We start from the raw sequence: 25,323 nt of genomic DNA, 5'->3' as shown, positions 1-25,323 counted from the left end.
TTTGAAAAATTTTTAATTTTAAAATATTAAGTTTTTTTAAATTGTGTCGATAATGTGTTTAAAGTCTTTTAAAAAGGAGTTTAAAATGGACATTAGTAGTATTCAAAGAGATAGTCTAAGTCATTTTAATAATACAAAAAATATTGAAAGAACATCTCATGAAAATAGCACACAAACTAGCTTAAATAATCAGGATGAGAATTTAAGTCAAAAGTTAAAAGATGCTACAGAAAAACTTAATAGACAAATGGAAACATTAGGAACAAATGTTCGATTTGCGTTTAATGATAAAATCAATGAAATGTATGTTAATGTAACAGAAAAAGATAGTGGAAAACTTATACGCAAAATTCCTAGTGAAGAAGTTATGAAATTAATAGAGCATTTCAAAGGTGTTATTGGAACTATTTTTGATAAGGAGAGTTAATCATGGCAGTAGGTAGCTTAGGTAGTTTAGGTATTGGTTCAGGAGTTTTAACAAGTGATACTTTAAACAAACTTAAAGAAGCGGAAATGAATGCGAATTTGAAATTTTATAATTCGCAACTTGAAACTAATGGTTTAAGACAAAAAGATTTAGCAGAGCTTGAAGCTAAGCTACTTGCATTTCAAACTGCTGTAAATAGCCTTGGAGATGCTTCGCAATTTAATCAAAAAAAAGTTTCTCCTAGTGTAAGTGGTGATAGTGCTGCTGCAAGTTTAACTGTAGGTTCCTTATCTAACCTTACCAATATGAAAGTAATTGTTGATCAGCTTGCTCAAAAAGATGTGTATCAAAGTAATGGTTTTAAAGATAAAACATCTTCTGTTTTGCAAAATTTAGGTTTAAGTGGTACCAAGTCATTTACAATTACTCAAAATGGAAAAGAATATAAAATTGAAATAGATCAAAGTACTACTGTAGCTCAACTTGCCGAAAAAATCAACTCTGCTACAGGTGGTAAAGTAGAAGCTAAAATAGTCAATACCGGAGACAAAGAAAATCCTTATCGTTTAGTAGTGCAAAGTAAAGATACTGGAACACAAAATAATATCTCATTTTCAGGTGATGAAGATCTTTTAAAAGGTATGGGTTGGGAACTTGATAAAAATAGTATTAGTGCTGGCGGATTGTTTGGTTTTAGGCAAACAGGAAATGCAGATAAAACTCAAATTAGCGGAACTCTTATTTCTAGACCAAACGGAGGCGATAAATTATTAAATTCTGGAGATGGTAAAACATCTTTAACTTTTGTTGTTAAAAATGGTGATACTTATGATAGATACACCATAGATATTGATGAAAATACTACATATGATAGTTTAGCTGAACAAATTAGTAAAACAACCAATGGTAAAGTTAAATTAGAACTTAGTGATACAGGTGCAACTTTCAAAACAACTAATGGAGCTGAACTTGGAATTTTTGATGGTGGTTATGCGACAGATAAAGAAGGAAATATTGATAAAGCAAATTATATTAGAGATGAAAAAGCTACTTCTTTATTAAGTAATAAATTTGGAATCACCTTAGATACTAGCACTCCGCAAGGTTATAATGTAAAAACAGATAATGAAAACCATATACAAAAAGGTATGGATGCTATCTTTAGTGTAGATGGTGTTAAAATGACTAGACCAACTAATAACATCACAGATATTGCTCCTGATGTTACTTTAGAGCTTAAACAAAAAGGCGAAATTAGCTTTAATGTTACACAAGATACCGCTGCTATTGCAGAATCTTTACAAAATTTAGCAACTGCTTATAATGATTTAATGATTAATCTTACTGCTGCTACGAAATACGATCCTGATGCAGGAACTAAAGGAAATTTCGTAGGTGTTAGTGCGATTTCTAATATCAAATCAGAGGTCAATAATATATTACTTAAATCTATCACAGTCGATGGAACTATTACGATAGGTGATAGCGAAACTTCAGAAGGAACAAAAATATCCTCTAAAGTTAGTCTTTCATTGGCTGATTATGGATTAACTATATCTAATGGAACTATGACTTTTGATTCTGCTAAATTTAATACAAAATTTAATGAAGATCCAGAAATGGCAGAAAGATTTTTTGTTGGAAGTAATGGTTTTGAAGATATCAATTTAAGTGGAGAAAAAGTTGGCGGTTTTGCTAGTAAAAATCCAAGTGGTATAGATTTTAAAGATTCTGAATTTAAAATTATTTATAATGATGAAACTATAGATTTAAGCAAAACAAAAAATGGAGATCCATTTGTTTTAACGGGAAGCACAGATGAAGAAATGGCTCAAAATTTGGTAGATCATATCAATAGTTTTGGTATAGAAGGATTGGAGGCTAGTTTTGAAATTATCAACCAAGGAAGTGGTGATCAAAAAATTCAATTCAAAATCAAAGGAACTTCAGGAAGTGATTTAGAAATTCAAGGCAAAGAAGATTTTTTAAAACAATTTGGTTTAAGTCCTAAAACTATGTATTCAAATTGGAAAGAAGAAACTGGTACTTTTGGGATATTAAAAAATACTATGAGAGAAATGATGAGCTCGGAAGGTTCTTTTGGTGGGTATAAAACATCATTAACAAAAGAATCAAAGAATTTAAACGAAACCATAGAAAACACTAAAAACTCTATTGATACAAAATATGACACTATGTGGTCAACTTGGGCTGCTTATGATAGTATTATTTCTAAATTAAATAATCAAGCAAGTGTTATTGCAAACATGATTAATGCAGCAAATAATCAAAATTCTTAAAAAGAAAGGAATTTTCAATGTTAAATAGTGCAGTTTATAATGCATATTCACAAAGTCAAGCAGGTGTAGAATCTCAAGAAAAACTTATAGAAATGTTATATGGAGGGATTTTACGCTTTGCTAGTAGAATAAAAATAGCTATACAAAATGATAATATAGAAGAAAGAGTGTATTATGTAAAAAGAGCTAGTGCTATTTTTATTGAGCTTATTAATTGTCTTGATTATGATAAAGGAGGAGAGGTTGCACATTATTTAAGTGGTTTATACACAAGAGAATTGCAACTTCTTTCTTTAGCAAACATAGAAAACAATGAAGCAAGAGTAGATGAAGTTATTAATGTAGTAAAAGGTTTATTAGAAGCTTGGAGAGAAGTGCATCAAAAATGAATGAAAAAAAATGGATAGATGAGTTTAAATTAGCTGTTTACACTGAAGATATAGAAAAAATAGTTAAACTCATCGAAAAACCTGATTTTAAAGATTGCCCTAATGAAGCTTTAGCGTTAACAAATGAAGCTATAGCTTTTATGAAAAAAAAGCAAGATGAAGTTGCTTTAAATTTGCAAAAGCTCAAAAAAGCTTCTGCATATATGAAATAAAACATGGCTATAAGCCGAGTTCTGTCAAGAGCGATCATTTATCTAGACTTGTTTTTGCAAACAAGTTCAAGCAAAGGGTAAAATCATAAGACTAAAACCATCCCTTCTTGCTGCAGATTGGGTTTACATAGCTAGTTTTGTTACCAAAACTACTGGTAGGCTCTTACCCCACCGTTTCACCTTTTCCATATAAAATATGGTAGTTTTCTTTCTGTTGCACTTTCCCTTAGGTTGCCCTAGCCATCCATTAGATGGAATCTTTGTCTTATAGCAGCTCGGACTTTCCTCTTCAAAAGAAGCGATCGCTTACCATGTTTGAATAAATTTTACCATAAAAGTGTTTATATTAATACAAAAATCAAAATTATGGAAATTTTTAAATCATTTTCATTTTTAGTGATATCCAATTTTCTAACTTTAACATTATCATCAAGTTGATTTAAAAACTCCATTAAAGAAGAAAAACTACTTATATAATTTAATTTCAATTCATAAAAAGTAAAATTTTTATCCTTGTATTTATTAGTTTGAATTTGCAAATTTTTTACTTGAGTATGGTTTAATTTTTTTTCAATATCACTCAATACTTCTTGATAATCTTTATTTAACACAGAAAAAATATCTTGAGTATTAAACTCATCATAATCAAAATCCTGATTATATTCTGCTATCTCTTCTTTGTTTTGTTTATATTTTTCTTGTAATGAATTTAAATTTTCTTTTAAAATATACTTTTGAGTTTCTAAATTATCATAAACACTTATATAAACTATAAAAATTCCAAAAATAAAACTTAAAAGTAAAATCAATCTATACTCGCGTTGCGACAAACCAAGCAAATAATTTTCTAAAATTTCAAATATGTTTTTCAAAAAATAGGTTAATTTTTCCATTGTTGATTTCTTTATTTTTTAATATAAATTGCTTTTGTTTAAAATCATCATAAAAATCATAATCTTTTAAAACTTCAATTATAAAATTATTATCATTGATAGACAAAGATTCTATATAACTTTGATGTAAGTTTAAAATTCCAATAAAATCAAAAAAATCTTTATAACACAAACTATTTGCATAAAAAGCTTTTAAATTTTGAATTTTATTTTTTATCTCATCTTGTTGTTTTATCGAATTCTCCTTTTGAGATTGTCTTTGTTTTATTTGCTTAAATATTTGAACTTGTTCTTGTAATGATTGTTCTAAAACTAAAGTTTCATTTTTTATAAAAGAAAATTCAAAAAATAAATACAAAGGATATATACAAGCAAGTAAAACACCCAGTATAAAGCTAATGATAAATTTAAAACTACATGATTTTAAAAAAGAAATATTTCTTTTTTGAGAAAAATTAATTTTAAAATTATCATTATTATTTAGTAATTTTTTGTATAAATCATTACTTTTTAATTTTTTAAAAGAAGAAATATTATCCACATCATCAATACTTATGATATTTCCATAAGAATTTTTTAATTTCTCTTCAAAATTTTTATTAAAAACTCCTATAGGTATACTTTTACAATCACAAAACAAATCTGCATTATATTCAATCAAAACTATATATTTTTCTTTAAAAATCAAAACTAAATTTTTTTCTAATTTATTTGCCATAAAGTATGCACTAAAAAGCAAAGGTTCTGGAATAAGCATATCATAATCGCTTAAAATATCCTGATATTTTAATAAAAAAGCATGCGTGTATTCTTTTTCATAAAAATACAAAAGTTTATAAGAAAAATCATCTTTAATACCTAATTCTTCAAAACATTTTGTAAGAATTTCTTCTTCTTGAATTTTCTCTTTAAATTTTACATATAAAAGTTTTTCATATGGAATAAAAGTTTTTTTATATTCTTTTTTATTCATCATAGAGAATTTTTTTCAGATTTTGTTCATTTTTATGCCAATTTTTTTCAAGTTGGACAAACAATTTTAGCATTATTTTTTTTTGTGCAAATTTTTCAATCTTTATCCTTGCATCTTTTCCTATGCGTTTGATGGTTGCTCCATCTTTGCCTAATATCATTGCTTTATGGGAATTACTATCTGTAATAATCATAGCATTAATATAATTAATTTGTTTTAATTCTTTAATCTTTTCTATTTTTACCTCACTACTATATGGAATTTCATCACTTAAATTTTCATATATAGCTTCTAAGATAAAATCCCTATAAATATCCTTTTCATTGGTGGTAGTGATAAATTCTGGATCAAAATAATATGGATGTTCAGGCAAATATTTAATCATTTCATCTAAAAGAACTTTTTTATAAAATTTTTGCTTGGTAGAATAAGGGATAATAGCACTAAAATATGGGCTAAATTTAGCATATTCACTTAATTTCTTAAGCAAAACTTCTTTTTTTACCAAATCAACTTTATTGATTAAAACTATATGTGGTGCTTTGGGATTTAAACTTAAAAAATTCTCATAATCTTTGATATCATCGTAAATACTAGCTACAAATAATATCACATCACAATCTGCAATACTTTTAATCGCTAAATCTATCATAAGTTGATTCATAGCCTTAGAGCTTGCATGTAACCCTGGAGTGTCTATAAATATAAGCTGATGATTTTCATACATTACAATGGCATTAATTTTTCTTCTAGTGGCATTTTGTTTATGAGAAACCATAGCGATTTTTTCTTCTAATAAAGAATTAAGGATAGAACTTTTTCCAGCATTAGTTCTACCCACTATACTTATAAAACCACTTTTCACAAAATATACCTAGCTAAGTCTTTATTTTCTATAATATCTCCTAGCTTTACTTGAACCTTAAAATCATCTATTTTATAAGTTTTTCCAGCATATTCATCTGCTTCAAAACTTATATCTTCTAACAACTTCTCTATAACAGTATGTAAGCGTCTTGCACCTATATCTTGCATTTCTTCATTTGCTTTGCTGGCGATTTTTGCTATTTCCTTTATAGCTTCATCTTCAAAAACAAGTTCTACATTTTCAGTTTTTAAAAGCTCAATATACTGAGTTAATAAAGAATTTTTAGGTCTTGTTAAAATTTGATACAAAGCATCCTCATTTAAAGAATCAAGTTCAACTCTTAATGGAAAACGCCCTTGAAGCTCAGGAATCAAATCACTTGGCTTACTCAAATGAAAAGCACCTGCTGCGATAAATAAAATATGATCAGTTTTTAAAGGACCAAATTTAGTTTGTATAGTGCTACCTTCTACTATAGGTAATAAATCTCTTTGAACTCCTTCTTTGCTAGGATCTTGGCGATTTGAATTTGAACTTGAAACTGCCACCTTGTCTATTTCATCTATAAAAATAATTCCTTCATTTTCAGCCCTTCTTAAAGCTTCACCTTTAATGCTTTCCATATCAAGAATTTTTTCACTCGCTTCTTGAGCCAAAGCCATTCTCGCATCTTTAATTTTCATTTCTTTTTTAACTTTTTTATTGCCTACTCCAATTACTTTAACAATATCTTGCATAGCGCCCATTTCAGGCGGTAAATTTGGATTTGTGTCAAAAACACTTTGCGAAACTTCAACTTCAATCACACTATCATCTAAATCCCCAGCTTGAAGTTTTGTTCGCATTTTTTCTAAAGAATTTTTATATTCTTGTTCTTTTTCTTCGCTCACCCCTTTTGGCAAAGGTGGAAGTAATTTTTCTAAAATTTTATTTTCTATAAATTCATCGATTTTTTCACGATTTTTTTCTCTTTGCTCGTTTTTAACTAAATTTAAAGCCGCATTCGCTAAATCCCTAACCATACTTTCAACATCACGCCCCACAAAACCTACTTCAGTGTATTTGCTTGCTTCAACCTTGATAAAAGGAAGCCCCATCATCTTAGCAAGCCTTCTTGCAATCTCTGTTTTTCCAACTCCAGTTGAACCTATCATCAAGATATTTTTTGGCATGATATCATCTTGAAGTTCAGGGCTAAGTTGCATTCTTCTATAACGATTTCTCAAAGCTATGGCTATGATTTTTTTAGCATTTTTTTGTCCTATAACATAATCATCTAAAAAATTAACTATTTCTTTTGGGGTTAAATTCATTACTCATCCTCGATTACAAAAGTTTTGATATTGGTATTTGTATAAATGCAAATTTCACCAGCTATTTGCAAGCTTTCTTTTACTAAATTTTCTTCATCTAAATTGGAATGTTTTGCTAAAGCTCTTGCAGCAGAAAGTGCGTAATTACCACCACTACCAATAGCAGCTATGGCTCCATCTTCAGGCTCAACCACATCTCCTGTTCCTGAGAGTAAAAATATATGCTCTCTATCCAATACTAACATCATTGCTTCTAATTTTCTTAAGTATTTATCCTTACGCCACTCTTTTGAAAAATCAATCGCAGCTTTTAGCAAATCCCCCTTAGAACTTGAAAGCAAATTTTCAAACATATCAAAAAGATTAAACGCATCTGCTGTGCTTCCTGCAAAACCTGCTAAAACCTTTCCATTGTTTAATTTTCTAATTTTTACTGCATTGTTTTTTAAAACGGTGTTTCCAAAGCTAACTTGCCCATCACCGCCAATAACAGATTTTTTCTTGCCCTTATACGCTAAAATCGTTGTTGCGTGAAACATTATTCCCCTTTAACTTCTAATTTAAAAAGCGCGTGTATAGCATGGCCTAATTTAGCCGAAATTTCATGCACGCCAAGCTCTTTGATAGTATCACATTCTAAGCTCTTTTTATCAAGCTCTATGCCTTTTTGCTCTTTTAATGCATGTGCGATTTCATCTTTAGTAACCCCGCCAAACAAGCTTCCATTAGCCCCAACAGGCTTTGTTATACAAATAGTGATTTTGGCTAATTCTTCTTTTAGTTTTTCTAAATTTGCAAGCTCAAATCTTAAATTCTCAGCTTCTTTTTTCTTATCGCTTTCATATTTGCGTAAAACTTCATTAGTCGCTGCTTTAGCAAAACCCTTAGCGATTAAAAAATTTTGCCCATAACCATCTTTTACTTCTTTAACTTCTCCAGCTTTTCCTAAACTTTTAACATCTTTTATTAATAAAACTTTCATTTTTTTTCCTTTGTTAAAATTTTCTTCCATTTTTTCCTGCTATGATAAATCTTAAAGCATTGAGTTTGATAAAACCTGCTGCATCTTTTTGATTGAAAACTTCATCTTCTTCAAAAGTGCAGTATGCTTCGCTAAATAAGCTATCATTAGCACTTTCTCTGCCTATAACCATAACATTACCCTTAAATAATTCTAATCTAACCTTGCCATTTACATATTTTTGAGATTGATCAATTAGCGCTTGAAGCATTAATCTTTCTGGTGAAAACCAATACCCATTATAAATTAAACTCGCATATTTTGGCATTAATTCATCTTTTAAATGCGCTGCTTCTCTATCTAGTGTAATGCTTTCTATAGCGCGGTGTGCTTTTAAAAGTATAGTGCCACCTGGTGTTTCATAACAACCTCTACTTTTCATTCCTACATAACGATTTTCAACTATATCAAGGCGTCCTATACCATGCTTTGCACCAAGCTCGTTAAGTTTTGCTAAAAGCTGTGCGGGTGCTAATTTTTCACCATTTATAGCGCACAAATCGCCTTTGCTAAATTCAAGCTCTATCACTTCACTTTCATTAGGTGTGTCTTTTAGCTCTTTAACCCAGCGCCACATACTATCCTCAGGCTTAGCCGCAGGATCTTCAAGCACCAAACCCTCATAAGAAATATGCAATAAATTCGCATCCATAGAATAAGGCGATTTTCCAGCTTTTTTTGTGATATCTATGCCGTGTTTTTGCGCATAAGCTAAAAGTTTTTCACGGCTGTTTAAATCCCACTCTCTCCACGGAGCGATAATAGCTAAATTTGGATTTAAAGCTAATGCACCTAATTCAAAACGCACTTGATCATTACCCTTACCAGTTGCCCCATGGCTAATTGCATCGGCATTTGTTTTTTCTGCAATCTCTACTAAAGTTTTTGCTATCAAAGGTCTTGCTATGCTTGTGCCAAGCAAATACTCCCCTTCATAAATAGCATTTGCTCTAAACATAGGAAAAACATAATCTTTCACAAATTCATCTTTTAAATCTTGTATAAAAATATTTTCTTCTTTTATCCCCAAAGACAAAGCCTTTTTTCTAGCAGGTTCTAGCTCTTCACCTTGTCCAATATCTGCTGTAAAAGTTACAACTTCGCATTTATACTCATCTTGAAGCCATTTTAAAATTATACTTGTATCAAGTCCGCCAGAATACGCCAAAACTACCTTTTTAATATCTTTTTTCATTGCTTGTCCTCTTTGTAAAAAATGTTTGTAAAATTTAACTAATTTAGCTTAATATAATGTAAAATATTTACACATTTTATTGTATTTTTTGATAAAATATTTTTATGAGAATAGATAAATTTTTAAATGTAGTTAATATCACTAAACGCCGTGCTATATCAGAAGATATGTGTAAAAGTGGTGTAGTAAGTATAAATAATCAAGTAGTTAAAGCTAGTAAAGAAGTAAAAATTGGCGATGAAATAAGCATTAAATTTATAGAATACACCAATATTTACAAAGTTTTAGACATACCAACAACCAAAAGCATACCAAAAACTATGCAAGAAAAATATGTGGTAAAAATTCAATGAAAGAAATGATTTTAAACCAAAATGAGCTTTATAAGCTTTGTGAAATTTTACCTAAAAATGGAGTAATTTTGCTTCAAGGAAATTTAGCAAGTGGTAAAACTACTTTGGTTCAAAATTACGCTCAATTTCTTGGAATAGAAAAAATGCTTAATTCTCCTACATTTTCTATCATGCAAGAGTATGATTTTCATCAAGGTAAAATTTATCATTATGATATTTATCAAGAAGGTTTTGATGGACTTTTAAAAAATGGCTTGATTGAAAATTTTTTTGAAGAGGGTTTGCATTTAGTAGAGTGGGGTGATGAAAAATTAAAAAAATACTTAGATAAATATCAAATTTTTAATATAATTTTACAAATCATTCCTTATGAAAATAAAAGAAAGTATATAATACATGAGTAAGCTAGAAGCTAGAAATTTAGAAAAAATCATTAAAAAAACAAAAATCATACACGATGTTTCGCTAGAAGTTCAAAGCGGTGAAGTTGTAGGGCTTTTAGGGCCAAATGGAGCAGGAAAAACTACAAGTTTTTATATGATATGTGGACTTATCTTACCAACTAGCGGAGAGGTATTTTTAGATGCAAAAGATATCACAAAAGAACCACTGAATAAAAGAGCAAAGCTTGGCATTGGGTATTTACCTCAAGAAAGCAGTGTATTTAAAGATTTAAGTGTAGAAGAAAATTTACTTTTAGCTGCCCAAGTAATATATAAAGATAAAAATTTATTGGAACAAAAAATAGAACAAATGCTAGAATTACTTAGCATAGAGCCTATTAGACATAGAAAAGGTATGAGTTTAAGCGGAGGTGAAAGAAGGCGTTGTGAAATTGCAAGATCGCTTATGTGTGATCCTAAATTTTTACTTTTAGATGAGCCATTTGCTGGGGTTGATCCTATAGCAGTGAGTGAAATTCAAAGTTTGATTAATGATTTAAAAGCTATGAATATAGGTGTTTTAATCACTGATCATAATGTAAGAGAAACTTTAGCAATTTGTGATAGAGCTTATGTGATTAGAAGTGGAAGATTGCTAGCTAGTGGTAATGCAAACGAAATTGCACATAATGAGGATGTTAAAAAATATTATCTTGGAAGTGAGTTTAAACTTGAATAATGCTTAAACAAAAAACCTCTATAACACAAAAAACAAAACTATCACAAACTTTAAGATCATGGCTTCCTATATTACAAGCTAATATTGAAGATCTAAAAGAAAGTTTAGATGAGTTTGCTAAAGAAAATCCTTTCATAGAAATAAAAGAAAACTCAAGTATAACAAACAATCAAAACAAGTATTATCAGGAGTATTTTAGTAAAAATACTACCGCGCAAATGATAGATGCTAAAAGTTTAGAAAATAAAAATGTATATGAACTTTTAAGCGAACAAATTATTCCACCTTTATTTCCAACACAAAAATCTCAACTTATTGCTGAAAAAATTATAGAATGCTTAAACCATGAAGGATACTTTGAGTATGATGAAGAGATTTTAGATAATTTTGATTCTTTAGAAGTAGAAAAAATACGCTTAAGATTTAAGTATCTTGAGCCTATAGGAGTAGGGGCTAAAAATCAACAAGAAGCTTTTATCTTTGCGTTGGAACATTTTGATTTAGAAGATGAGCTTTATGAATTTTGCAAAATGCTTATTTTAAATTTGGAAAATGCAAAAGATTTTACCAAAGATCCTTTATATAAAAAAGCCATAGCTATTATAAAAAAAATCTCCATTCCTCCATTTTTGGAATATTTTGAAGAAAGTATGGCTATCATTCCTGATATATTTATATATCAGGAAAATGGTGAAATTAAAATTAAAATTAATGATGATTATTACCCAGAAATTGCCTTTGAAGCAGATGGTTTAGAACATGATTTTTTAAGTGCTTATTTAAAAGATGCTAAAAATTTAATTGATGCTTTGGCTATGCGTAAGGCTACTCTTTATAAGCTAGGATTAATGATTATAGAGTATCAATATGATTTTTTCATGGGCGGGGATATCAAACCTATGCAACTAAAAGACTTAGCACAAGATCTTGAAAGAAATGCTTCTACTATTTCAAGAGCAATTGCAAATAAATATTTAAGTTGCGATAGAGGTTTAATACCTTTAAAATCCTTCTTTACTACTGCAGTTGATGATGGAGAAACCTCTAATGCGACTATTAAAGATTTTCTTAGTAATTTAATCAAAAAAGAAAATCCTAAAAAACCTTTGAGTGATTTAAAAATTCTTGAACTTACCCAAAAAGAATTCCCAAGTGTACAACTAGGGCGTAGAACTATCACTAAATATCGTATGCAACTTGGTATAGGAAGCTCAAGTGAGCGTAAAAAATTATATGAATTAATGTAGGAAAAAATGAATTTAGAAAGTATTTTTGAAAAAACTATAAAGCAAAATGTGCGTTTAGTGGCAGCTAGCAAGTATGTCCAAGATGAACAAATTCGAGAGCTTTTTATGCAAGGTGTTATAGAATTTGGAGAAAATCAAGTCCAAGCTTTAGCTTTAAAAAAAGAAAAACTTCAAGATTTAAAAATTAAATGGCACTTTATAGGCAATCTTCAAAGTAACAAAATTAATCTTTTAATTAAACAAAAACCATTACTTTGGCAATCTTGTAATGGTTTAAAAATCGCCAAAGCAGTGGATAAAAGACTTGATTATAAACTAGATACTTTATTAGAAATTAACACTGCTAATGAAAGCTCTAAAAGTGGTATAGAGCAAAATAAGGCTATAGAGGAATATTTACAAATAAAAGAAGAGTGTAAAAATTTAAATTTAACAGGCATTATGTGCATAGGCTCTATGGATGAAAAAAAAGTGCAAAAAAGTTTTGAGCAAACTTTTAAAATTTATGAAAATTTACAAAAACATGGGGCAAAAATTTGCTCTATGGGTATGAGTGGAGATTTTGAACTAGCTATAAAATGTGGCTCAAATATGGTGCGTTTGGGGAGTATTTTGTTTAAATAAACCCCATTTGCTTTGCTTTTTCTATCATAAAATCTGCACCATTTTCACTTTTTAATTCTTGCAAGGCTAAAGATTTTGCTTCAAGTGAAAAATTTTCTATCAAAGTTAAAAATTTATGTTTTTCATTTTGAGATAAAATTTCACACAAATTACGCTCTTTTAAATACAAAGCGTTAAAATACTGATGATTTTTAGCTGCATATGGATAAGGTATAAAAATACAAGGAAGTAAATTTGCACTAAGTTCAAAAAGACTACTTGCACCTGATCTTGATATAGCTAAATCCGCTTTGGAGATTTTATCTATGATATTTTTATCAAAATCAAAAAGCTCAATATCTATTTTTAACTCTTCATAAGCTTTTTTACACCTTTCATAATCATTCTTACCACATTGATGAATTATATTAACACCTTTTTCTTTAAAATATAAAGCATTTTCCAAAGCAAGATCATTTATAAACTTAGCACCTTGTGAGCCACCTAAAAAGATAATATTTTTTAACTCTCTTCTAATTCTTGCCTTTTGAGAAAAAATATCATTAATAGGATAAGGACAAAAAAAAGTATTTGCTTTATTAATTTGATCATCAAAAGCAGAGAAAAAAGCTTTAGAAAAAGGTTTCAATAAAGAATTTAAACTTCCCATTTTAGAATTTTGCTCATGAATTAAAAGTGGAATATTTGCCATTAAAGCACCAAAAGCAGCTGGAGCACTGCTGTATCCACCTACACTAAAAACTGCTTTAATCTTATGTTCTTTTAAAATTTGTTTTGTTTTTCTTGCTAGTTTTAAAATATGTAAAAATGATTGAATCTTAGCTAAGCCTTTTTTATTAACAACGCCTTGAGAACTTAGAAAGTATTTTTTATAAAAGCCATCTTCATTTTCAAACCAAAGCTTATCTTGCCCACTTTCACTTCCTATGTAAATACATTCTATACCTTGTTTTTTAGCACTTTGTAACAAACATCTAGCTATAGCTAAATGTCCTCCTGTGCCTCCACCTGTAATTACTATCATTTATCCTCTTTATTTAGCTTTTCTTCTAAAATAGCAAGTCTTGCTTCTAATTTAGCGATTTTTTCTTCATAATCAATTCTGCCATGCTCTTTAATATAAGCAGGTATACCAATAGCAGTTAAATTTGATCCAACATCTTTCAATACAACTGCATTTGAGCCTATTTTAGCATTTTTACCTATGGTGATATTGCCTAAAATTTTAGCACCAGAGCCTATAATCACGCCATCTTCTATGGTAGGATGCCTTTTGGCATTTTTATCCAAACTTGTTCCACCCAAAGTAACACCTTGATAAATCAAAACATCATCACCTATAATAGAAGTCTCACCAACGACAACTCCACTTGCATGATCTATAAATATTCTTCTACCCAAATGTGCACCAGGGTGCAAATCAACTCCGGTAAAAAATTGTGAAATTCCACTAATAATCCTTGCTATTTTTTTAAAACCTTTTTGGTAAAAAAAATGCGCAAAACGATAATTTACCACAGCCCAAACACCAGGATAGTTAAAAACTAATTCCACCCAAGATCTATAAGCAGGATCTTTTTGTTTTGGCATAGAAAAATCTTCTTTGATTAGTTTAAAAATACTCATTTAGAACCTATGCTTTTTAAATATCCATTATCATTTAAAAACAAATAAATTTCACCTAAAATATGCTTTTTTTGATTTTCATTTACAAGTTTTGAAGCATAAATTTTTTCATTAATATTATCCATAATTGCATGAATATCATAATCAAGATCTTCTAAGGTATCTAAAATAGATTGAGCTTCTAGCACGCTTTCTACTTCAAAACCCTTTTCATTTATACTTATACAAGCTTCGGTTGGATGTGTAAAAAGATTATGCTTCATACCAAGCACTTCTTGATAAGCTCCCACTAGGAAAAATCCCAAAAAATAATCTTCAGCTTCTACATCAATATCATGTAAAAATAAAGGATTATCTTTAGAATAAGAAATCTCTCCATCACTATCGCAAGTTATATCCCATATGCTTGCACTTCTAGTTGGCTTTTTATTGAGTCTATCAAGCGGCATAATAGGAAAATTTTGCTCTAAACCCCAAAAATCAGGTAAAGACTGAAATACTGAAAAATTCACCAAATATTTTTCTTGCACTTCATTTTGCAAACTTGATAAATCAGCTTGATCACCCACTAAAGAAATAGCTTTTCTCATAATCAAATGCACTAAAATTTCACTATTGGAGCGATCTTGCAAATCTACATAACCCAAATCAAACAAGGTTAAAATGCTCTCCATATGATCAATGCTATCATGTAAATACTCAAGTGCATTAGAAGCTTTAATGTTTTTATATAAATCATAAAGCTCATCGATAAGTTTTGGATTTTTATCTTTTAATAAAAGCTTACTTTCTGTGTATTCTTGGGAAAAAAGTTCTAAAACAGGTGCTACTAAAACAGCATGATTAGCTGCTACAAAACGCCCACTTTCTATAAAAATATCAGGCTCTAAATCTTTCTTTTGTTCTGCTATACTTTTTAAAATAAACACAACATCGTTTGCATATTCGCTTAAAGTGTAATTTCTACTTGTTTCGTTTTTAAATTGAGAGTATTCTACCGCTAACCCCCCACCAAGATTAATAGCTTTTAAATTTTTTGCCCCCATTTTTCTAAGCTCAGTGTAGATATTACCCGCTTCATTTAAGGCTTTTTTTAAAGGATGAATTTCATTTATTTGCGAGCCTAAATGAAAATGTATCATAGTAAATTGCTCTAAAAGCTTATTAGCTTTTAAAAGATTTACAGCCTCTATAAGCTCAGTAGAAGTTAAACCAAATTTTGAATTTATACCACCACTTTTTGCCCAAATTCCTACTCCAGCTGAATGCAAACGCACTCTTAAGCCTATATTTGGCTTTGGCTTAAAACGATTTTTAGCAATTTCAATCATCGCTTCAAGCTCATTAAGCCCTTCCATAGTTAAAGTGATATTATGTCCCATTTCACAAGCTATAAAACCCATATTTATGAGTTCTTTATCTTTAAAGCCATTAACTGTTATAGGAGCGCCTTCATTATTATAAGCCATGGCTAGTAAAAGCTCGGCCTTGCTTCCTGCTTCTAAACCATAGTTGTATTCTTTGCCTAGATTGACTAAATTTTTTACAAAACCCGGATATTGATTAACTTTTAAAGGATATACAGCATTAAAAGAGCCTTTATAGTTAAATTCTTTTTTTGCTTTAGCAAATTTATTATAAATTTGCTCAATTTGCTTATGGATTAAATGAGGAAAACGAAGCAACAATGGCCCCTTATAACCATCATCACGCAAAGTATTTACTATATCTATAATGGCAGGTTTTTTACCATGATTTACACATACTTTGCCATTTTCGATAATAAAATTATTTGCACCCCAAATATTAATACCATAATCAATCATAACTCATTCTCCAAATTTGCTAATTTTATATTTTTAGTATCTTTATTTTCTAAATTTTTATAAAAAATCTCTTCTTTTTGCATTTCATCTTCACCTATACACAAAAAGATTTTAGCATTGGCATTATCTGCTTGGTTTAAATGCTTTGCAAGTTTTTTTGCTTCATAGCTTAAATATACTTTATGTTTTTTTCTTAAAGTATTTGCTAGTTTAAAAATAGTATCTATATAAGCTTCATCCATAGCACAAAGATAAATTCCTTCTCTTGCTTTTATACTTTGTTTTTGCTCTAAAATAGCCATAATCCTTTCTATACCCATAGCAAAACCCACTCCATAGCCACTTTTGCCATCTAAGTATTCAATCAATCTATCATATCTTCCACCACCTGCTACGGCAGCTTTTGCACCGATTTCATCACTAACAAACTCAAATGCACTTTTAGAATAATAATCAAGTCCACGCACTAATTTTTCATCACATTCAAACTCAACATCATTTTCTTTTAAAAGTTTTTGTAATTTTTCATAATCTTTCTTGCAACATGGGCATAAATTTTCACTTAGTTTTGGCGCATTTTCGATTAAACTTTGACAATGATCATTTTTGCAATCAAGCACTCTAATAGGATTTAAGTCCTTTCTTCTTAAGCAATCTTCACAAAAACCTTCTTTAGAATTTAAAAAAGCTATGAGTTTTTCTTTATATACACCCATACATTCTTTACAGCCTAAAGAATTGATCTTCAAACTTGTATGAATTTCTAAGCGTTTAAAAATTTCATTTAGCATTAAAATAATACTCGCATCCTCATACACACTTGCTATACCAAAGCTTTCTACGCCAAATTGATGAAATTCACGCAATCTTCCTTTTTGTGGCCTTTCATAGCGAAACATAGAGCCATGATAAAACCACCTTTTAACACTTTGAGCCTTGTCCATTTTAGCTTCTATGTATGATCTTACCACCCCAGCTGTCCCTTCAGGCCTCAAACATACTTCATTGCCTGCTTTATCAATAAATTCATACATTTCCTTACCAACTATATCAGAGCTTTCTCCAACACTTCTTTTGAAAAGCTTAGTAAGTTCTAAATGCGGACAATTAATAAAACTAAATCCATAGTTTTTAGCTACTTCTTCACAAGTTTTTACTACTTTTTCATAAAGCATTGCTTGATCATCTTGTAAATCTTTCATTCCTTTTAAAGCATTAATCATCTATAAATTCCTTAATTTTTTCATGTAAATTTTCAATACTCAAAGACGCGTCTAATTTTAAAATTTTTATATCTATCTTAGTTTTTAAAAACTCTAAAGTTTCCTCTAGAGCATTTTGTATATTTAAAAAATATTCAATCCCTCTTTTTTCAATACTATCTAAATCTTTTTTAGAAAGCCTTTGTGCGATAAGCTCTTTAGAACCATATAAAAAAACTACCTTTTGCGGAAAAAAACCACCTGTGGCAAAAGAATTTAACTCAAATAAAATATTCTCATCAAAATCAAGTTTTGCATAAGCCATATTAGAGATAAAACTGCGATCTGAAATAATGAGTTTATTTTTATTTTGTGCCAAATGCATATCAATTAAATTCGCTCTGTCTGCTAAAAAAAGCAAAAGCTCAGCCTTTTTAGAAAATTGTATTTTACTTTCTAATAGAATTTTTCTTAAATTTATACCTAATTCGCTTCCACCAGGTTCTTTAGTGAAAACAGCCTCACTAAAATACTTTTGTAATAACATAATTTGCGTGCTTTTACCCACACAATCAACCCCTTCAAAAGCTATATACAATCTTTCTCCTTTAACAAAGGTATGATTTCTTTTGGCACAAGCTTACTTACATCGCCATTATGCAAACAAATTGATCTGACTATGGAGCTTGAAATAAAAGAATTTTTTAAATTTGGCATAAGATAAATTGTTTCAAAATCTTCCCAAAGCATGTGATTTGCATAACCAAGTTGTAATTCATACTCAAAATCACTCACTGCTCTTAAACCCCTTATGATGATATTTATTTGCAAATTTTTAGCAAGATCAACTAGCAAGTTATCAAAAGTGATAATTTTAACATTTTTTAAATCTTTTATTGCAATTTTTGCCATTTTTTCTCTTTGTTTTAAGCTAAACATGGGATTTTTATTATCACTTTTAGCTATAGCAACCACAACCTCTTCAAACATCTTACTAGCCCGAATGATTACATCTAAATGCCCATTAGTGATAGGATCAAATGTTCCTGGGTATATACAACTAGCCATCATTGCCACCTTTGGTATAAATTATGCTCAATATTTGCTAGATCAAGCCATTTTCCTATAATAAATTCCTTTAAATTGTCTAAATTTTGAATTTTTGCATAACTAGCCATTACAGGAGGAGCGATGATAACTCCATAGCTAGAAAGTTTAGCCATTTGCTCTAAATTTAAAGTAGAATAGGGCATTTCTCTTACTCCAAGTATGAGTTTTTTACGCTCTTTTAAAGCCACTCCTGCAGCTCTTGTGAGTAAAGTATCATTTATACCACAAGCAATTTTTGCTAAAGTATTAATCGAACAAGGTATGATAAAAGTCGTTTCTATGCCAAAAGACCCGCTTGCAACGCTTTGGCTAATGTCTTCATTATCTAAAAAATTTACATGTTCAAGTTCAAATTTATCTTTTATGTATTGCAAAAAGTCTATATTTTCTAAAAGAGAATTTTCTTTTGTAAAGCTTATTTTTGCATTTTTGCTCACAATGGCATAAATTTGCCCTTTTTCTTTTAAATGTTTTAACAATAAAAAACCAAGTTCACAAGAACTAGCCCCACTAATACCAACTAAAATTTTTCTCATTTTAGCTCCACATAATTTTTGCTAATAACTTTACCATGAACGACTTTTCCATCTTTATTTTTAAGGCGAATTCTTTGATTTAAATTCCCACTTTGCAAAGCTTTTAATTCTATTATCATGCTTAAATCCCCATCTTTTATAATCCCATAAACAGAATCATTTCTTTGTATAAGAGTTTTAGTTTTAAACATATTGTATTTTAAAATCATATTTTCTCTTATATTGCTTTTGGCGATTAAATTTGCAATTTCATCTTTTTTTAATACACCTTGCGGAGCTTTATCAAAAGGAATTTTTAAAATTTTAAAACTAGCAGGACTTAAATTTTCATTACGCGAAATAGGGCGTGTGGTTTGTAAAACTTCTAATTTTGCCTTTAAAAAATACTTAAAAAATATATTTTTTTTAAATTGCTCTGGAGTTTTAAATTCAGCCTTTACAAAGCCATCAGCTCTATCAAAATTATGATTACCTAGTTTTAAAAAAATGTATTGATTAAAATCAGCAGGTAAGTTTGATTGAGTGTTAAGATCTAAAGAAATGATTTCTAACTGCGGATAATTTGTCTTAAATTCTTTAATTAAAGCTAATTTTACTTCATCAAAATTTGAAGCAAAACTTAAAGTATAGAAAAATAAAAACAATATGATATTTTTCACAAATAATCAACCTTATGCAATAAAATTAAAAAATTAGCCATATCATACATAAAAAAAGTTTGAATTTGGTTGAAAATTTCTAAAATAAGCGGAATAAAATTTGCTTGTAAAAATGCAAGATTGAAGATTGAGGGCAAAATCTAAATCTAAGGAATTGCATAATGAGTATATTTAGTATAAATGATAATTCCTCTTATGGTTCTATCATTTCACAAACAAAAGCAAATAAAGAAAATAAAACAAGTTCAAAAACAAATTTTGCAAATACTTTTGTTAAACAAAATGCTAGTAAATTAATTGAAATTCAAAGTAATAATACTCAAACATTAGCACTCAATGAAGCAATATTAAATCAAAATAGTATTAAAAGCGATTCTCCTAATTATCATATATCAAGCGATTTTAAAAATTCTATTTATGCTTTAAAATATAGACAAGCTAATAATCCTGCTTCTATGGCTTATGGTTATAGTGTTGATTCTAGTGGCTATATGGGTAGTGATTTTAACAAAGCAGCGGGATTACCTGAAGATTTTAAGATACATAAATCTACTTTAGATGAGTTGTATAGATACAATGAGGAAAATTATTTTAGCACATCAAGTAAAACTTCCTTGAGTGTAACTGGTGGTTATTATACAAACATAGATATGGCTGATACTATAAGACAATATTATTCTAAATTTGATCAAATCGTAAATCATAGTTTTGAAAATTCTAATAAAACTAGTTTTAGTATAGAAGATTTAAATTCTTTACCAAAAGGTTATAGTATTTATGACACAAATAACAATTTTGCTTCTTTAGAAAATTTAAATAAACAAATTATAACAAATTTTTATGATACACAAGAGCAATACAATACTATAGATAGCATAGGAATGCAAAATTCTATCAATACAGGATTGAAAAAATTAGATTTTTCCCCTGAAAGTATGGAAACTCAAATTTTAGATAGCGATATAGCAAAAGATACTTTTAATCCTGATATGTCTGTTTATCCAAAAAATGAAGATGGAAGCTATACTAAAGAAGCTTTATTTATGAGTTTTTTAAAATCTAGCGGTGGAACAATTTTAGAAGGTGGAAATACCAAAGTCAATCCTAAAATTCAAGCATTTAAAGAAGCTATGGCAAAAGAAAGTTTTGATGGTTCTTTAGCCTCTTTAAATGATATTATGACAGGTAAAGTCGATTTTGCACAAATTTTAAAAGCACACGCTCAAGATGGTTGGCTTGATTCTAAAATTTATGCCAAAGAAAATAATATTGCTTGGCAAAATTCAAGCATAGGTTATGGTGGGGCTTGGTTTGATAATCAATTTAATCAAGCTAAAGCTAGTGGCTACTCTCCTAGCAATGAAAGTATAAATTCTTATGTAAATTCTGTAATGGATAAATTAAATAATATTTTAAATCAAACTAGGGTGTAATCCTTTAATTTATACCAAAAGGTTTTATTTCAAAAAATAAATGTTTTGGTATATTTAATTTAAATTTCTTCAATTCTTTTTTTGGTGCTACAATTAAAGCATATCCACCTTTATTATATCTATCCCAAATGCTAAAAAATTCTCTTTTAGAACTTATATACTCTCCATAGCTTGGATCAAATACTTGTAAATAACCCCCTTTATAATTAATAATTACCACAAAATGTGGAAAGCGTGGGTTTTATATAAGCAATTGGAATAAATTTTATATAAAAATAGTCGATATAATAAACAATTTAAACTCAAAGGCATTAAATGATAGTATTTCCATTAAGCTCTTTTAATGAATATTTTGGGAAAAATCCATTAGAAACACTTAATAAAATAAAAAATGAAATTGCAGAAAATAAAAATCCTGAACTCACAAAAAAACAAAAAGAAAAACTAGGTAATGATTTAATATATTTGTATAAAATTTCTAAAAAATTTAGCGATAAAATAGAATTAATCGAAGGTTCAATAGAAGATAAGCTTAGAAAAAATGAATTATCAAAATCAGAAGTTAAAGATTTATTCAAATGGATAGGTGAAAATGCCAAATCGCCTCGTTGGCTGAGCATAAATGGAGTAAATTATGATGAAGCTTATGTTAAAATTTTTCACACAAGCAAAAGCATAGATGAGCTTAAAGAAAAATACCTTGAGCTTCAAAATACATACTTTGTTGATTTTAGTAAAAAGATTAATGAGTCTCAAGAAACTTCAGAAAAAGATATAGAAAAAACTTTCAAACCCATACAAGCAGAAAGTAAAAACAAAGAAACTTATAAAGATGATAATACAAAAAGTGAGCTTGTAAACAAACTATTAGAAGATAAATTTAGCACAAGTAAAGAATTAGAACTTCTTTTTGGTATGAAATTTAATTATGAAAATATAGAAGAATTTAATCAGTTTCTTTCTCAAGATACTACTCCAAAGATTATTGATATTAAAACTTGAGTTATTTTTGTTTAATTTAATCAATAAATAAAATAAAGATATTAAGATAATTAGTTTTAATGCATAAACAAATGGAGCGGGAAACGAGATTCGAACTCGCGACCCCAACCTTGGCAAGGTTGTGCTCTACCCCTGAGCTATTCCCGCTTGAAAATAGGGCATGATTTTAACAAAAGTTTATATCAAAGTCAAGTATATAAAAAGGAATATTTTTTGCTTGTATTATTAAAAAACAAAAGGAGTTTTCATGCAAGTAAATGAAAAAAATAGCCCACTAGCTTTAAACAATATAACAAAAATTAAAGAAAAAAACACCTCTTCAGATGAGTTTCAAGCTACCTTAAATGCTTTAAAAAATAAAGAAGAAAAAGAATATAAAAAAGAAAGCGATAATGCTTTTAGCAACACAGATTTAAACATAGGAGAAATTTCAAAAGATTTTAGTATATATGCTTGGGAGAAATTACGCCAAAGCAAATACCAAAAAAATGAAGAAAATATTTTAAATAATCTTTTTAAAACTCTAGATAAAGCAAGAAGTTAATCTCATTTAAAATAGGGTAGTGCAATAGCCTATTAAATTTTTAAAACTTTAACTTCTTGATCTTTTGCTAGTTTTGTATCATCAATTTTGGTGATACAAATATGTGTATTTTCACATAAAGGTTTTATCATACCCGAGCCAAATTTAACTTCACTTGGTTTAAAATATCCATCAATCAATTCCCCAAAGACAAAATCATTTCTTTGGCCTTTAAATTTTAATTCATTTGTTAATTTTGCTTTATTAAATTCTAAAAGATCTACACCATAGAGTAAATTAAGTATATTTTTTGCAAAAATATGTGTTGAAATTAAAGAAGCTAAAGGGTTTCCCGGTAAGGCTAAAAAAAGCATATCATTTTTACTAAAAAGTTTTACATGCTTACAAAGTTTAGCATTGACTTTTTCAAAAATAGGATTAAAACCGCATTCTATTAAAGCTTGCATTGCAAAATCAGCCTCACCAACGCTAGCCCCACCACTACTTATAAGCATATCAAATTCTTGGTTATCTAAAAGCTTTTTATAAACGCTTAAATCATCTTTTAAAAGTCCTAAATACTCTACTTTAGCACAATCTTGTAAAATAGCATAAATTCCAAATGCATTAGCATTATATATACTATATTCATCTGCATTTTCCCAAGGTTCTACAAGCTCATCTCCACTTGAAAAAATTCCAACACGCAATTTTTTAACAACATTTAACTCATAAATTCCTTGAGCAGCAAGCATGGCTATCATACCTGAGGTGATTTTTTCTCCCTTTTTAAATAAAAGCTCCCCAAGCTTTACTTCCTCACCTTTAAAGCGGATGGCATTGTTTTCTTTAGCATTTTTGGCATTGAGCTTTTCATCTTCAAGCAAAGCTTCTTCAAACATTAAAATGGTATTGGCATTTTGAGGAATTTTAGCTCCTGTCATGATTTTATAGCACTCATTTTTTTCTATAATATAATCATTTTTATCACCTGCTAAAATACTTCCTTTTATCTCTAGTAATTTATTTTTATGTGTATAATTTAATGCATAGCCATCTAAAGCAGAATTGTTAAATGCGGGTAAATCTTTTTTAACAAATACATCCTCATATAAAATACACCCCAAAGCCTGTGTTAAATTTACTTTTTGAAATTCATTTCTTGCTTTAATTTGTGTTTTTAAAAATTCTAAAGTAGCAAAAATATCTCTCATTCTTCAAGCCTTCTTATACTAGCTCCTAGCTTTTTAAATTTTTCTTCTAAATTTTCATAACCTCTATCAAGATGATAAATTCTATGAATTTTGCTAGTTCCTTTGGCTGCTAAAGCCGCCAAAATCAAAGCTGAAGATGCACGCAAATCAGTAGCCATAACATCAGCTCCAAAAAGCTCTTTAGTGCCATTTATAGTAGCAATATGCCCATTTAATCTTATATCAGCTCCCATTCTCAAAAGCTCACTCACATGCATAAAGCGATTTTCAAACAATCTTTCATCAATAATGCTTGTTCCATTTGCTTTTAAAGCCAAAGCCATAAATTGTGCTTGCATATCCGTTGGAAAACCTGGATATTCACTAGTTAAAATTTCAACGGGTTTAATCTCTTTAGCAGGATTAATACTAATGCTATTTTCATCAATATCAAAGCTAAATCCCATTTGCTCTAGCTTTGCTAAAACTGCACTAAGATGAGTGGCATTGACTTTTTTTAGAGTGATTTTTGAGTTAGTGATAGCTCCTGCACACAAATAAGTTCCTGCTTCAATACGATCAGGAATGATTTCAAAAGGTTTAAATTCTAAAAGCTCCCCACTTGTGCCATAAATTTCAAGCTCAGAAGATCCTATGCCTTTTATATCAAGTCCTGCTTTAGCTAAAACCTCACAAAGTTGCACCACTTCAGGCTCTTTAGCAACATTTAAAAGCCTAGTTTTTCCATGAGCTAGGGCTGCTGCCATGATGATATTTTCACTACCTGTAACAGTGATTTTATCAAACATCACATCAGCACCCTTAAGCTTTTTGCTAGCTACAACATAACCTTGTTTTATTTCAATACTAGCTCCCATTTTTTCTAAAGCCAAAAGGTGTAAATCAATAGGGCGTTGTCCTATAGCACAACCTCCTGGTAAAGAAACCTCACAATTTCCAAATCTAGCTAGCAAAGGCCCTAAAGTAAGTATAGAAGCACGCATTTTACGCACGATGTCGTATTTTGCTATGGTTTTTTTTAAGTTATTTGTATTTATTTTTGCAAAATTATCTTTAAAAGTATAACTTGCACCTAAATTTTCAAGCAAAGAAAGTAGGGTGCAAATATCTGCTACATTGGGCAAATTTGAAATTTGCACTTCATTCTTAGCTAAAATACTTGAAGCTATCAAAGGAAGTGCTGCATTTTTTGCACCGCTTATAATCACTTCTCCGCTTAAATTTGTAACTCCATCAATCTCTAAATAAGTCATAA

General features: G+C 29.3%; 29 protein-coding genes, 1 tRNA gene, 1 other RNA gene and 1 pseudogene. 12 read left to right on the top strand and 20 right to left on the bottom strand.

Going from position 1 to position 25,323, the window contains the following annotated elements; translation table 11 throughout:
* Positions 1 to 85: 85 nt before the first annotated feature.
* The 4 genes from CPEL_RS04215 to CPEL_RS04200 are packed head-to-tail and all read left to right on the top strand — an operon-like array spanning position 86 to position 3,328.
* Positions 86 to 427, top strand: a complete 342-nt coding sequence (locus CPEL_RS04215) for a FlaG family protein (RefSeq protein WP_044598749.1) — start codon at positions 86 to 88, stop codon at positions 425 to 427.
* 2 nt (positions 428 to 429) lie between these two features.
* Positions 430 to 2,727 carry a flagellar filament capping protein FliD gene (fliD, locus tag CPEL_RS08710; RefSeq protein ID WP_049984580.1) on the top strand — a complete coding sequence of 766 codons (2,298 nt, stop codon included), beginning with the start codon at positions 430 to 432 and terminating at the stop codon, positions 2,725 to 2,727.
* 17 nt (positions 2,728 to 2,744) lie between these two features.
* Positions 2,745 to 3,116: a flagellar export chaperone FliS gene (gene fliS, locus CPEL_RS04205; protein ID WP_044598748.1), complete on the top strand. Its 372-nt coding sequence runs from the start codon at positions 2,745 to 2,747 to the stop codon at positions 3,114 to 3,116.
* Positions 3,113 to 3,328, top strand: coding sequence for a hypothetical protein (locus tag CPEL_RS04200; RefSeq protein ID WP_044598747.1), 216 nt, complete (start codon positions 3,113 to 3,115; stop codon positions 3,326 to 3,328). The genes fliS and CPEL_RS04200 overlap by 4 nt, the downstream gene beginning before the upstream one ends.
* On the opposite strand, the gene rnpB is transcribed toward CPEL_RS04200, so the two are convergent.
* The 8 genes from rnpB to CPEL_RS04165 form a co-directional block, all read right to left on the bottom strand.
* An RNA gene (gene rnpB, locus CPEL_RS08825) (RNase P RNA component class A) lies at positions 3,323 to 3,646 on the bottom strand. The genes CPEL_RS04200 and rnpB overlap by 6 nt on opposite strands.
* A gap of 23 nt (positions 3,647 to 3,669) precedes the next feature.
* Positions 3,670 to 4,221 (bottom strand): hypothetical protein, encoded by a 552-nt coding sequence (locus CPEL_RS04195; RefSeq protein WP_044598746.1) that lies wholly within the window; start codon positions 4,219 to 4,221, stop codon positions 3,670 to 3,672.
* Positions 4,184 to 5,197 carry a hypothetical protein gene (locus CPEL_RS04190; RefSeq protein ID WP_148308771.1) on the bottom strand — a complete coding sequence of 338 codons (1,014 nt, stop codon included), beginning with the start codon at positions 5,195 to 5,197 and terminating at the stop codon, positions 4,184 to 4,186. Before CPEL_RS04190 ends, CPEL_RS04195 begins: the two co-directional genes overlap by 38 nt.
* The gene (gene era / locus CPEL_RS04185; RefSeq protein ID WP_044598744.1) at positions 5,187 to 6,059 is read right to left on the bottom strand and encodes a GTPase Era; all 873 of its coding nucleotides are present in this window, start codon (positions 6,057 to 6,059) and stop codon (positions 5,187 to 5,189) included. The genes CPEL_RS04190 and era overlap by 11 nt, the downstream gene beginning before the upstream one ends.
* Positions 6,056 to 7,375, bottom strand: coding sequence for an ATP-dependent protease ATPase subunit HslU (hslU, locus tag CPEL_RS04180; RefSeq protein ID WP_044598743.1), 1,320 nt, complete (start codon positions 7,373 to 7,375; stop codon positions 6,056 to 6,058). The genes era and hslU overlap by 4 nt, the downstream gene beginning before the upstream one ends.
* Positions 7,375 to 7,914: an ATP-dependent protease subunit HslV gene (hslV, locus tag CPEL_RS04175; RefSeq protein WP_044598742.1), complete on the bottom strand. Its 540-nt coding sequence runs from the start codon at positions 7,912 to 7,914 to the stop codon at positions 7,375 to 7,377. The genes hslU and hslV overlap by 1 nt, the downstream gene beginning before the upstream one ends.
* On the bottom strand, positions 7,914 to 8,357 hold the full coding sequence (gene rplI, locus CPEL_RS04170) for a 50S ribosomal protein L9 (protein WP_044599527.1): 444 nt from the start codon (positions 8,355 to 8,357) through the stop codon (positions 7,914 to 7,916). The genes hslV and rplI overlap by 1 nt, the downstream gene beginning before the upstream one ends.
* Positions 8,358 to 8,370: 13 nt before the next feature.
* Positions 8,371 to 9,591: an argininosuccinate synthase gene (locus CPEL_RS04165; protein WP_044598741.1), complete on the bottom strand. Its 1,221-nt coding sequence runs from the start codon at positions 9,589 to 9,591 to the stop codon at positions 8,371 to 8,373.
* A 104-nt stretch (positions 9,592 to 9,695) separates the two neighbouring features.
* Here CPEL_RS04165 and CPEL_RS04160 point away from each other — a divergent pair, with 104 nt between their 5' ends.
* Genes CPEL_RS04160 through CPEL_RS04140 form a run of 5 tightly spaced genes read left to right on the top strand, consistent with a single transcriptional unit; the run spans position 9,696 to position 12,937 of the window.
* On the top strand, positions 9,696 to 9,944 hold the full coding sequence (locus CPEL_RS04160; RefSeq protein ID WP_044598740.1) for an RNA-binding S4 domain-containing protein: 249 nt from the start codon (positions 9,696 to 9,698) through the stop codon (positions 9,942 to 9,944).
* Entirely contained in the window at positions 9,941 to 10,348 is a 408-nt protein-coding gene (gene tsaE / locus CPEL_RS04155) for a tRNA (adenosine(37)-N6)-threonylcarbamoyltransferase complex ATPase subunit type 1 TsaE (protein ID WP_044598739.1), read from the top strand. The genes CPEL_RS04160 and tsaE overlap by 4 nt, the downstream gene beginning before the upstream one ends.
* Positions 10,341 to 11,066: an LPS export ABC transporter ATP-binding protein gene (lptB, locus tag CPEL_RS04150; protein WP_044598738.1), complete on the top strand. Its 726-nt coding sequence runs from the start codon at positions 10,341 to 10,343 to the stop codon at positions 11,064 to 11,066. The genes tsaE and lptB overlap by 8 nt, the downstream gene beginning before the upstream one ends.
* Positions 11,066 to 12,313, top strand: coding sequence for an RNA polymerase factor sigma-54 (locus tag CPEL_RS04145; protein ID WP_044598737.1), 1,248 nt, complete (start codon positions 11,066 to 11,068; stop codon positions 12,311 to 12,313). The genes lptB and CPEL_RS04145 overlap by 1 nt, the downstream gene beginning before the upstream one ends.
* 6 nt (positions 12,314 to 12,319) lie before the next feature.
* Entirely contained in the window at positions 12,320 to 12,937 is a 618-nt protein-coding gene (locus CPEL_RS04140; RefSeq protein WP_044598736.1) for a YggS family pyridoxal phosphate-dependent enzyme, read from the top strand.
* Here the strand turns inward: CPEL_RS04140 and CPEL_RS04135 are convergent.
* From CPEL_RS04135 to flgA, 8 genes are read right to left on the bottom strand one after another with little or no spacing between them, the layout of a single operon-like run.
* Entirely contained in the window at positions 12,930 to 13,961 is a 1,032-nt protein-coding gene (locus tag CPEL_RS04135) for a UDP-N-acetylglucosamine--N-acetylmuramyl-(pentapeptide) pyrophosphoryl-undecaprenol N-acetylglucosamine transferase (protein WP_044598735.1), read from the bottom strand. The two genes, CPEL_RS04140 and CPEL_RS04135, sit on opposite strands and share 8 nt — an antisense overlap.
* Entirely contained in the window at positions 13,958 to 14,563 is a 606-nt protein-coding gene (gene cysE / locus CPEL_RS04130) for a serine O-acetyltransferase (protein WP_044598734.1), read from the bottom strand. The genes CPEL_RS04135 and cysE overlap by 4 nt, the downstream gene beginning before the upstream one ends.
* Entirely contained in the window at positions 14,560 to 16,389 is a 1,830-nt protein-coding gene (speA, locus tag CPEL_RS04125; RefSeq protein ID WP_044598733.1) for a biosynthetic arginine decarboxylase, read from the bottom strand. Before speA ends, cysE begins: the two co-directional genes overlap by 4 nt.
* Positions 16,386 to 17,612, bottom strand: a complete 1,227-nt coding sequence (gene hisS / locus CPEL_RS04120) for a histidine--tRNA ligase (RefSeq protein ID WP_044598732.1) — start codon at positions 17,610 to 17,612, stop codon at positions 16,386 to 16,388. Before hisS ends, speA begins: the two co-directional genes overlap by 4 nt.
* Positions 17,605 to 18,189 (bottom strand): dTMP kinase, encoded by a 585-nt coding sequence (gene tmk, locus CPEL_RS04115; RefSeq protein ID WP_044598731.1) that lies wholly within the window; start codon positions 18,187 to 18,189, stop codon positions 17,605 to 17,607. The genes hisS and tmk overlap by 8 nt, the downstream gene beginning before the upstream one ends.
* A complete protein-coding gene (gene coaD / locus CPEL_RS04110; RefSeq protein WP_148308770.1) occupies positions 18,180 to 18,659 on the bottom strand; it encodes a pantetheine-phosphate adenylyltransferase in 480 nt (159 codons plus the stop codon). Before coaD ends, tmk begins: the two co-directional genes overlap by 10 nt.
* A complete protein-coding gene (locus tag CPEL_RS04105) occupies positions 18,659 to 19,237 on the bottom strand; it encodes a UbiX family flavin prenyltransferase (protein ID WP_044598729.1) in 579 nt (192 codons plus the stop codon). Before CPEL_RS04105 ends, coaD begins: the two co-directional genes overlap by 1 nt.
* Entirely contained in the window at positions 19,234 to 19,896 is a 663-nt protein-coding gene (gene flgA / locus CPEL_RS04100) for a flagellar basal body P-ring formation chaperone FlgA (RefSeq protein ID WP_044598728.1), read from the bottom strand. Before flgA ends, CPEL_RS04105 begins: the two co-directional genes overlap by 4 nt.
* Before the next feature lie 161 nt (positions 19,897 to 20,057).
* Here flgA and CPEL_RS04095 point away from each other — a divergent pair, with 161 nt between their 5' ends.
* Positions 20,058 to 21,329, top strand: coding sequence for a Cj0814 family flagellar-dependent secreted protein (locus CPEL_RS04095; protein ID WP_044598727.1), 1,272 nt, complete (start codon positions 20,058 to 20,060; stop codon positions 21,327 to 21,329).
* Positions 21,330 to 21,333: 4 nt separating this feature from the next.
* On the opposite strand, the pseudogene CPEL_RS04090 reads toward CPEL_RS04095, so the two are convergent.
* Positions 21,334 to 21,570, bottom strand: a pseudogene (locus CPEL_RS04090) (cysteine peptidase family C39 domain-containing protein); the annotation flags it as partial.
* A 74-nt stretch (positions 21,571 to 21,644) separates the two neighbouring features.
* On the opposite strand from CPEL_RS04090, the gene CPEL_RS04085 reads away from it, so the two are divergent.
* Positions 21,645 to 22,331 (top strand): hypothetical protein, encoded by a 687-nt coding sequence (locus CPEL_RS04085; RefSeq protein ID WP_044598726.1) that lies wholly within the window; start codon positions 21,645 to 21,647, stop codon positions 22,329 to 22,331.
* Between the two features lie 72 nt (positions 22,332 to 22,403).
* Here the strand turns inward: CPEL_RS04085 and CPEL_RS04080 are convergent.
* Positions 22,404 to 22,478 (bottom strand) — tRNA-Gly (locus CPEL_RS04080).
* Positions 22,479 to 22,578: 100 nt separating this feature from the next.
* Here CPEL_RS04080 and CPEL_RS04075 point away from each other — a divergent pair.
* Entirely contained in the window at positions 22,579 to 22,875 is a 297-nt protein-coding gene (locus CPEL_RS04075; protein WP_044598725.1) for an invasion antigen C, read from the top strand.
* A 32-nt stretch (positions 22,876 to 22,907) separates the two neighbouring features.
* On the opposite strand, the gene CPEL_RS04070 is transcribed toward CPEL_RS04075, so the two are convergent.
* Together CPEL_RS04070 and murA are read right to left on the bottom strand one after the other, a co-directional pair.
* Positions 22,908 to 24,068: a molybdopterin molybdotransferase MoeA gene (locus CPEL_RS04070; RefSeq protein ID WP_044598724.1), complete on the bottom strand. Its 1,161-nt coding sequence runs from the start codon at positions 24,066 to 24,068 to the stop codon at positions 22,908 to 22,910.
* Positions 24,065 to 25,321, bottom strand: coding sequence for a UDP-N-acetylglucosamine 1-carboxyvinyltransferase (murA, locus tag CPEL_RS04065; protein ID WP_044598723.1), 1,257 nt, complete (start codon positions 25,319 to 25,321; stop codon positions 24,065 to 24,067). The genes CPEL_RS04070 and murA overlap by 4 nt, the downstream gene beginning before the upstream one ends.
* Positions 25,322 to 25,323 lie beyond the last annotated feature (2 nt).

The sequence above is a fragment of the Campylobacter peloridis LMG 23910 genome, assembly GCF_000816785.1.
Classification (GTDB): domain Bacteria; phylum Campylobacterota; class Campylobacteria; order Campylobacterales; family Campylobacteraceae; genus Campylobacter_D; species Campylobacter_D peloridis.
Note: the sequence above shows the minus strand (reverse complement) of the source record. Positions and strands in the feature narration are given on the sequence as shown.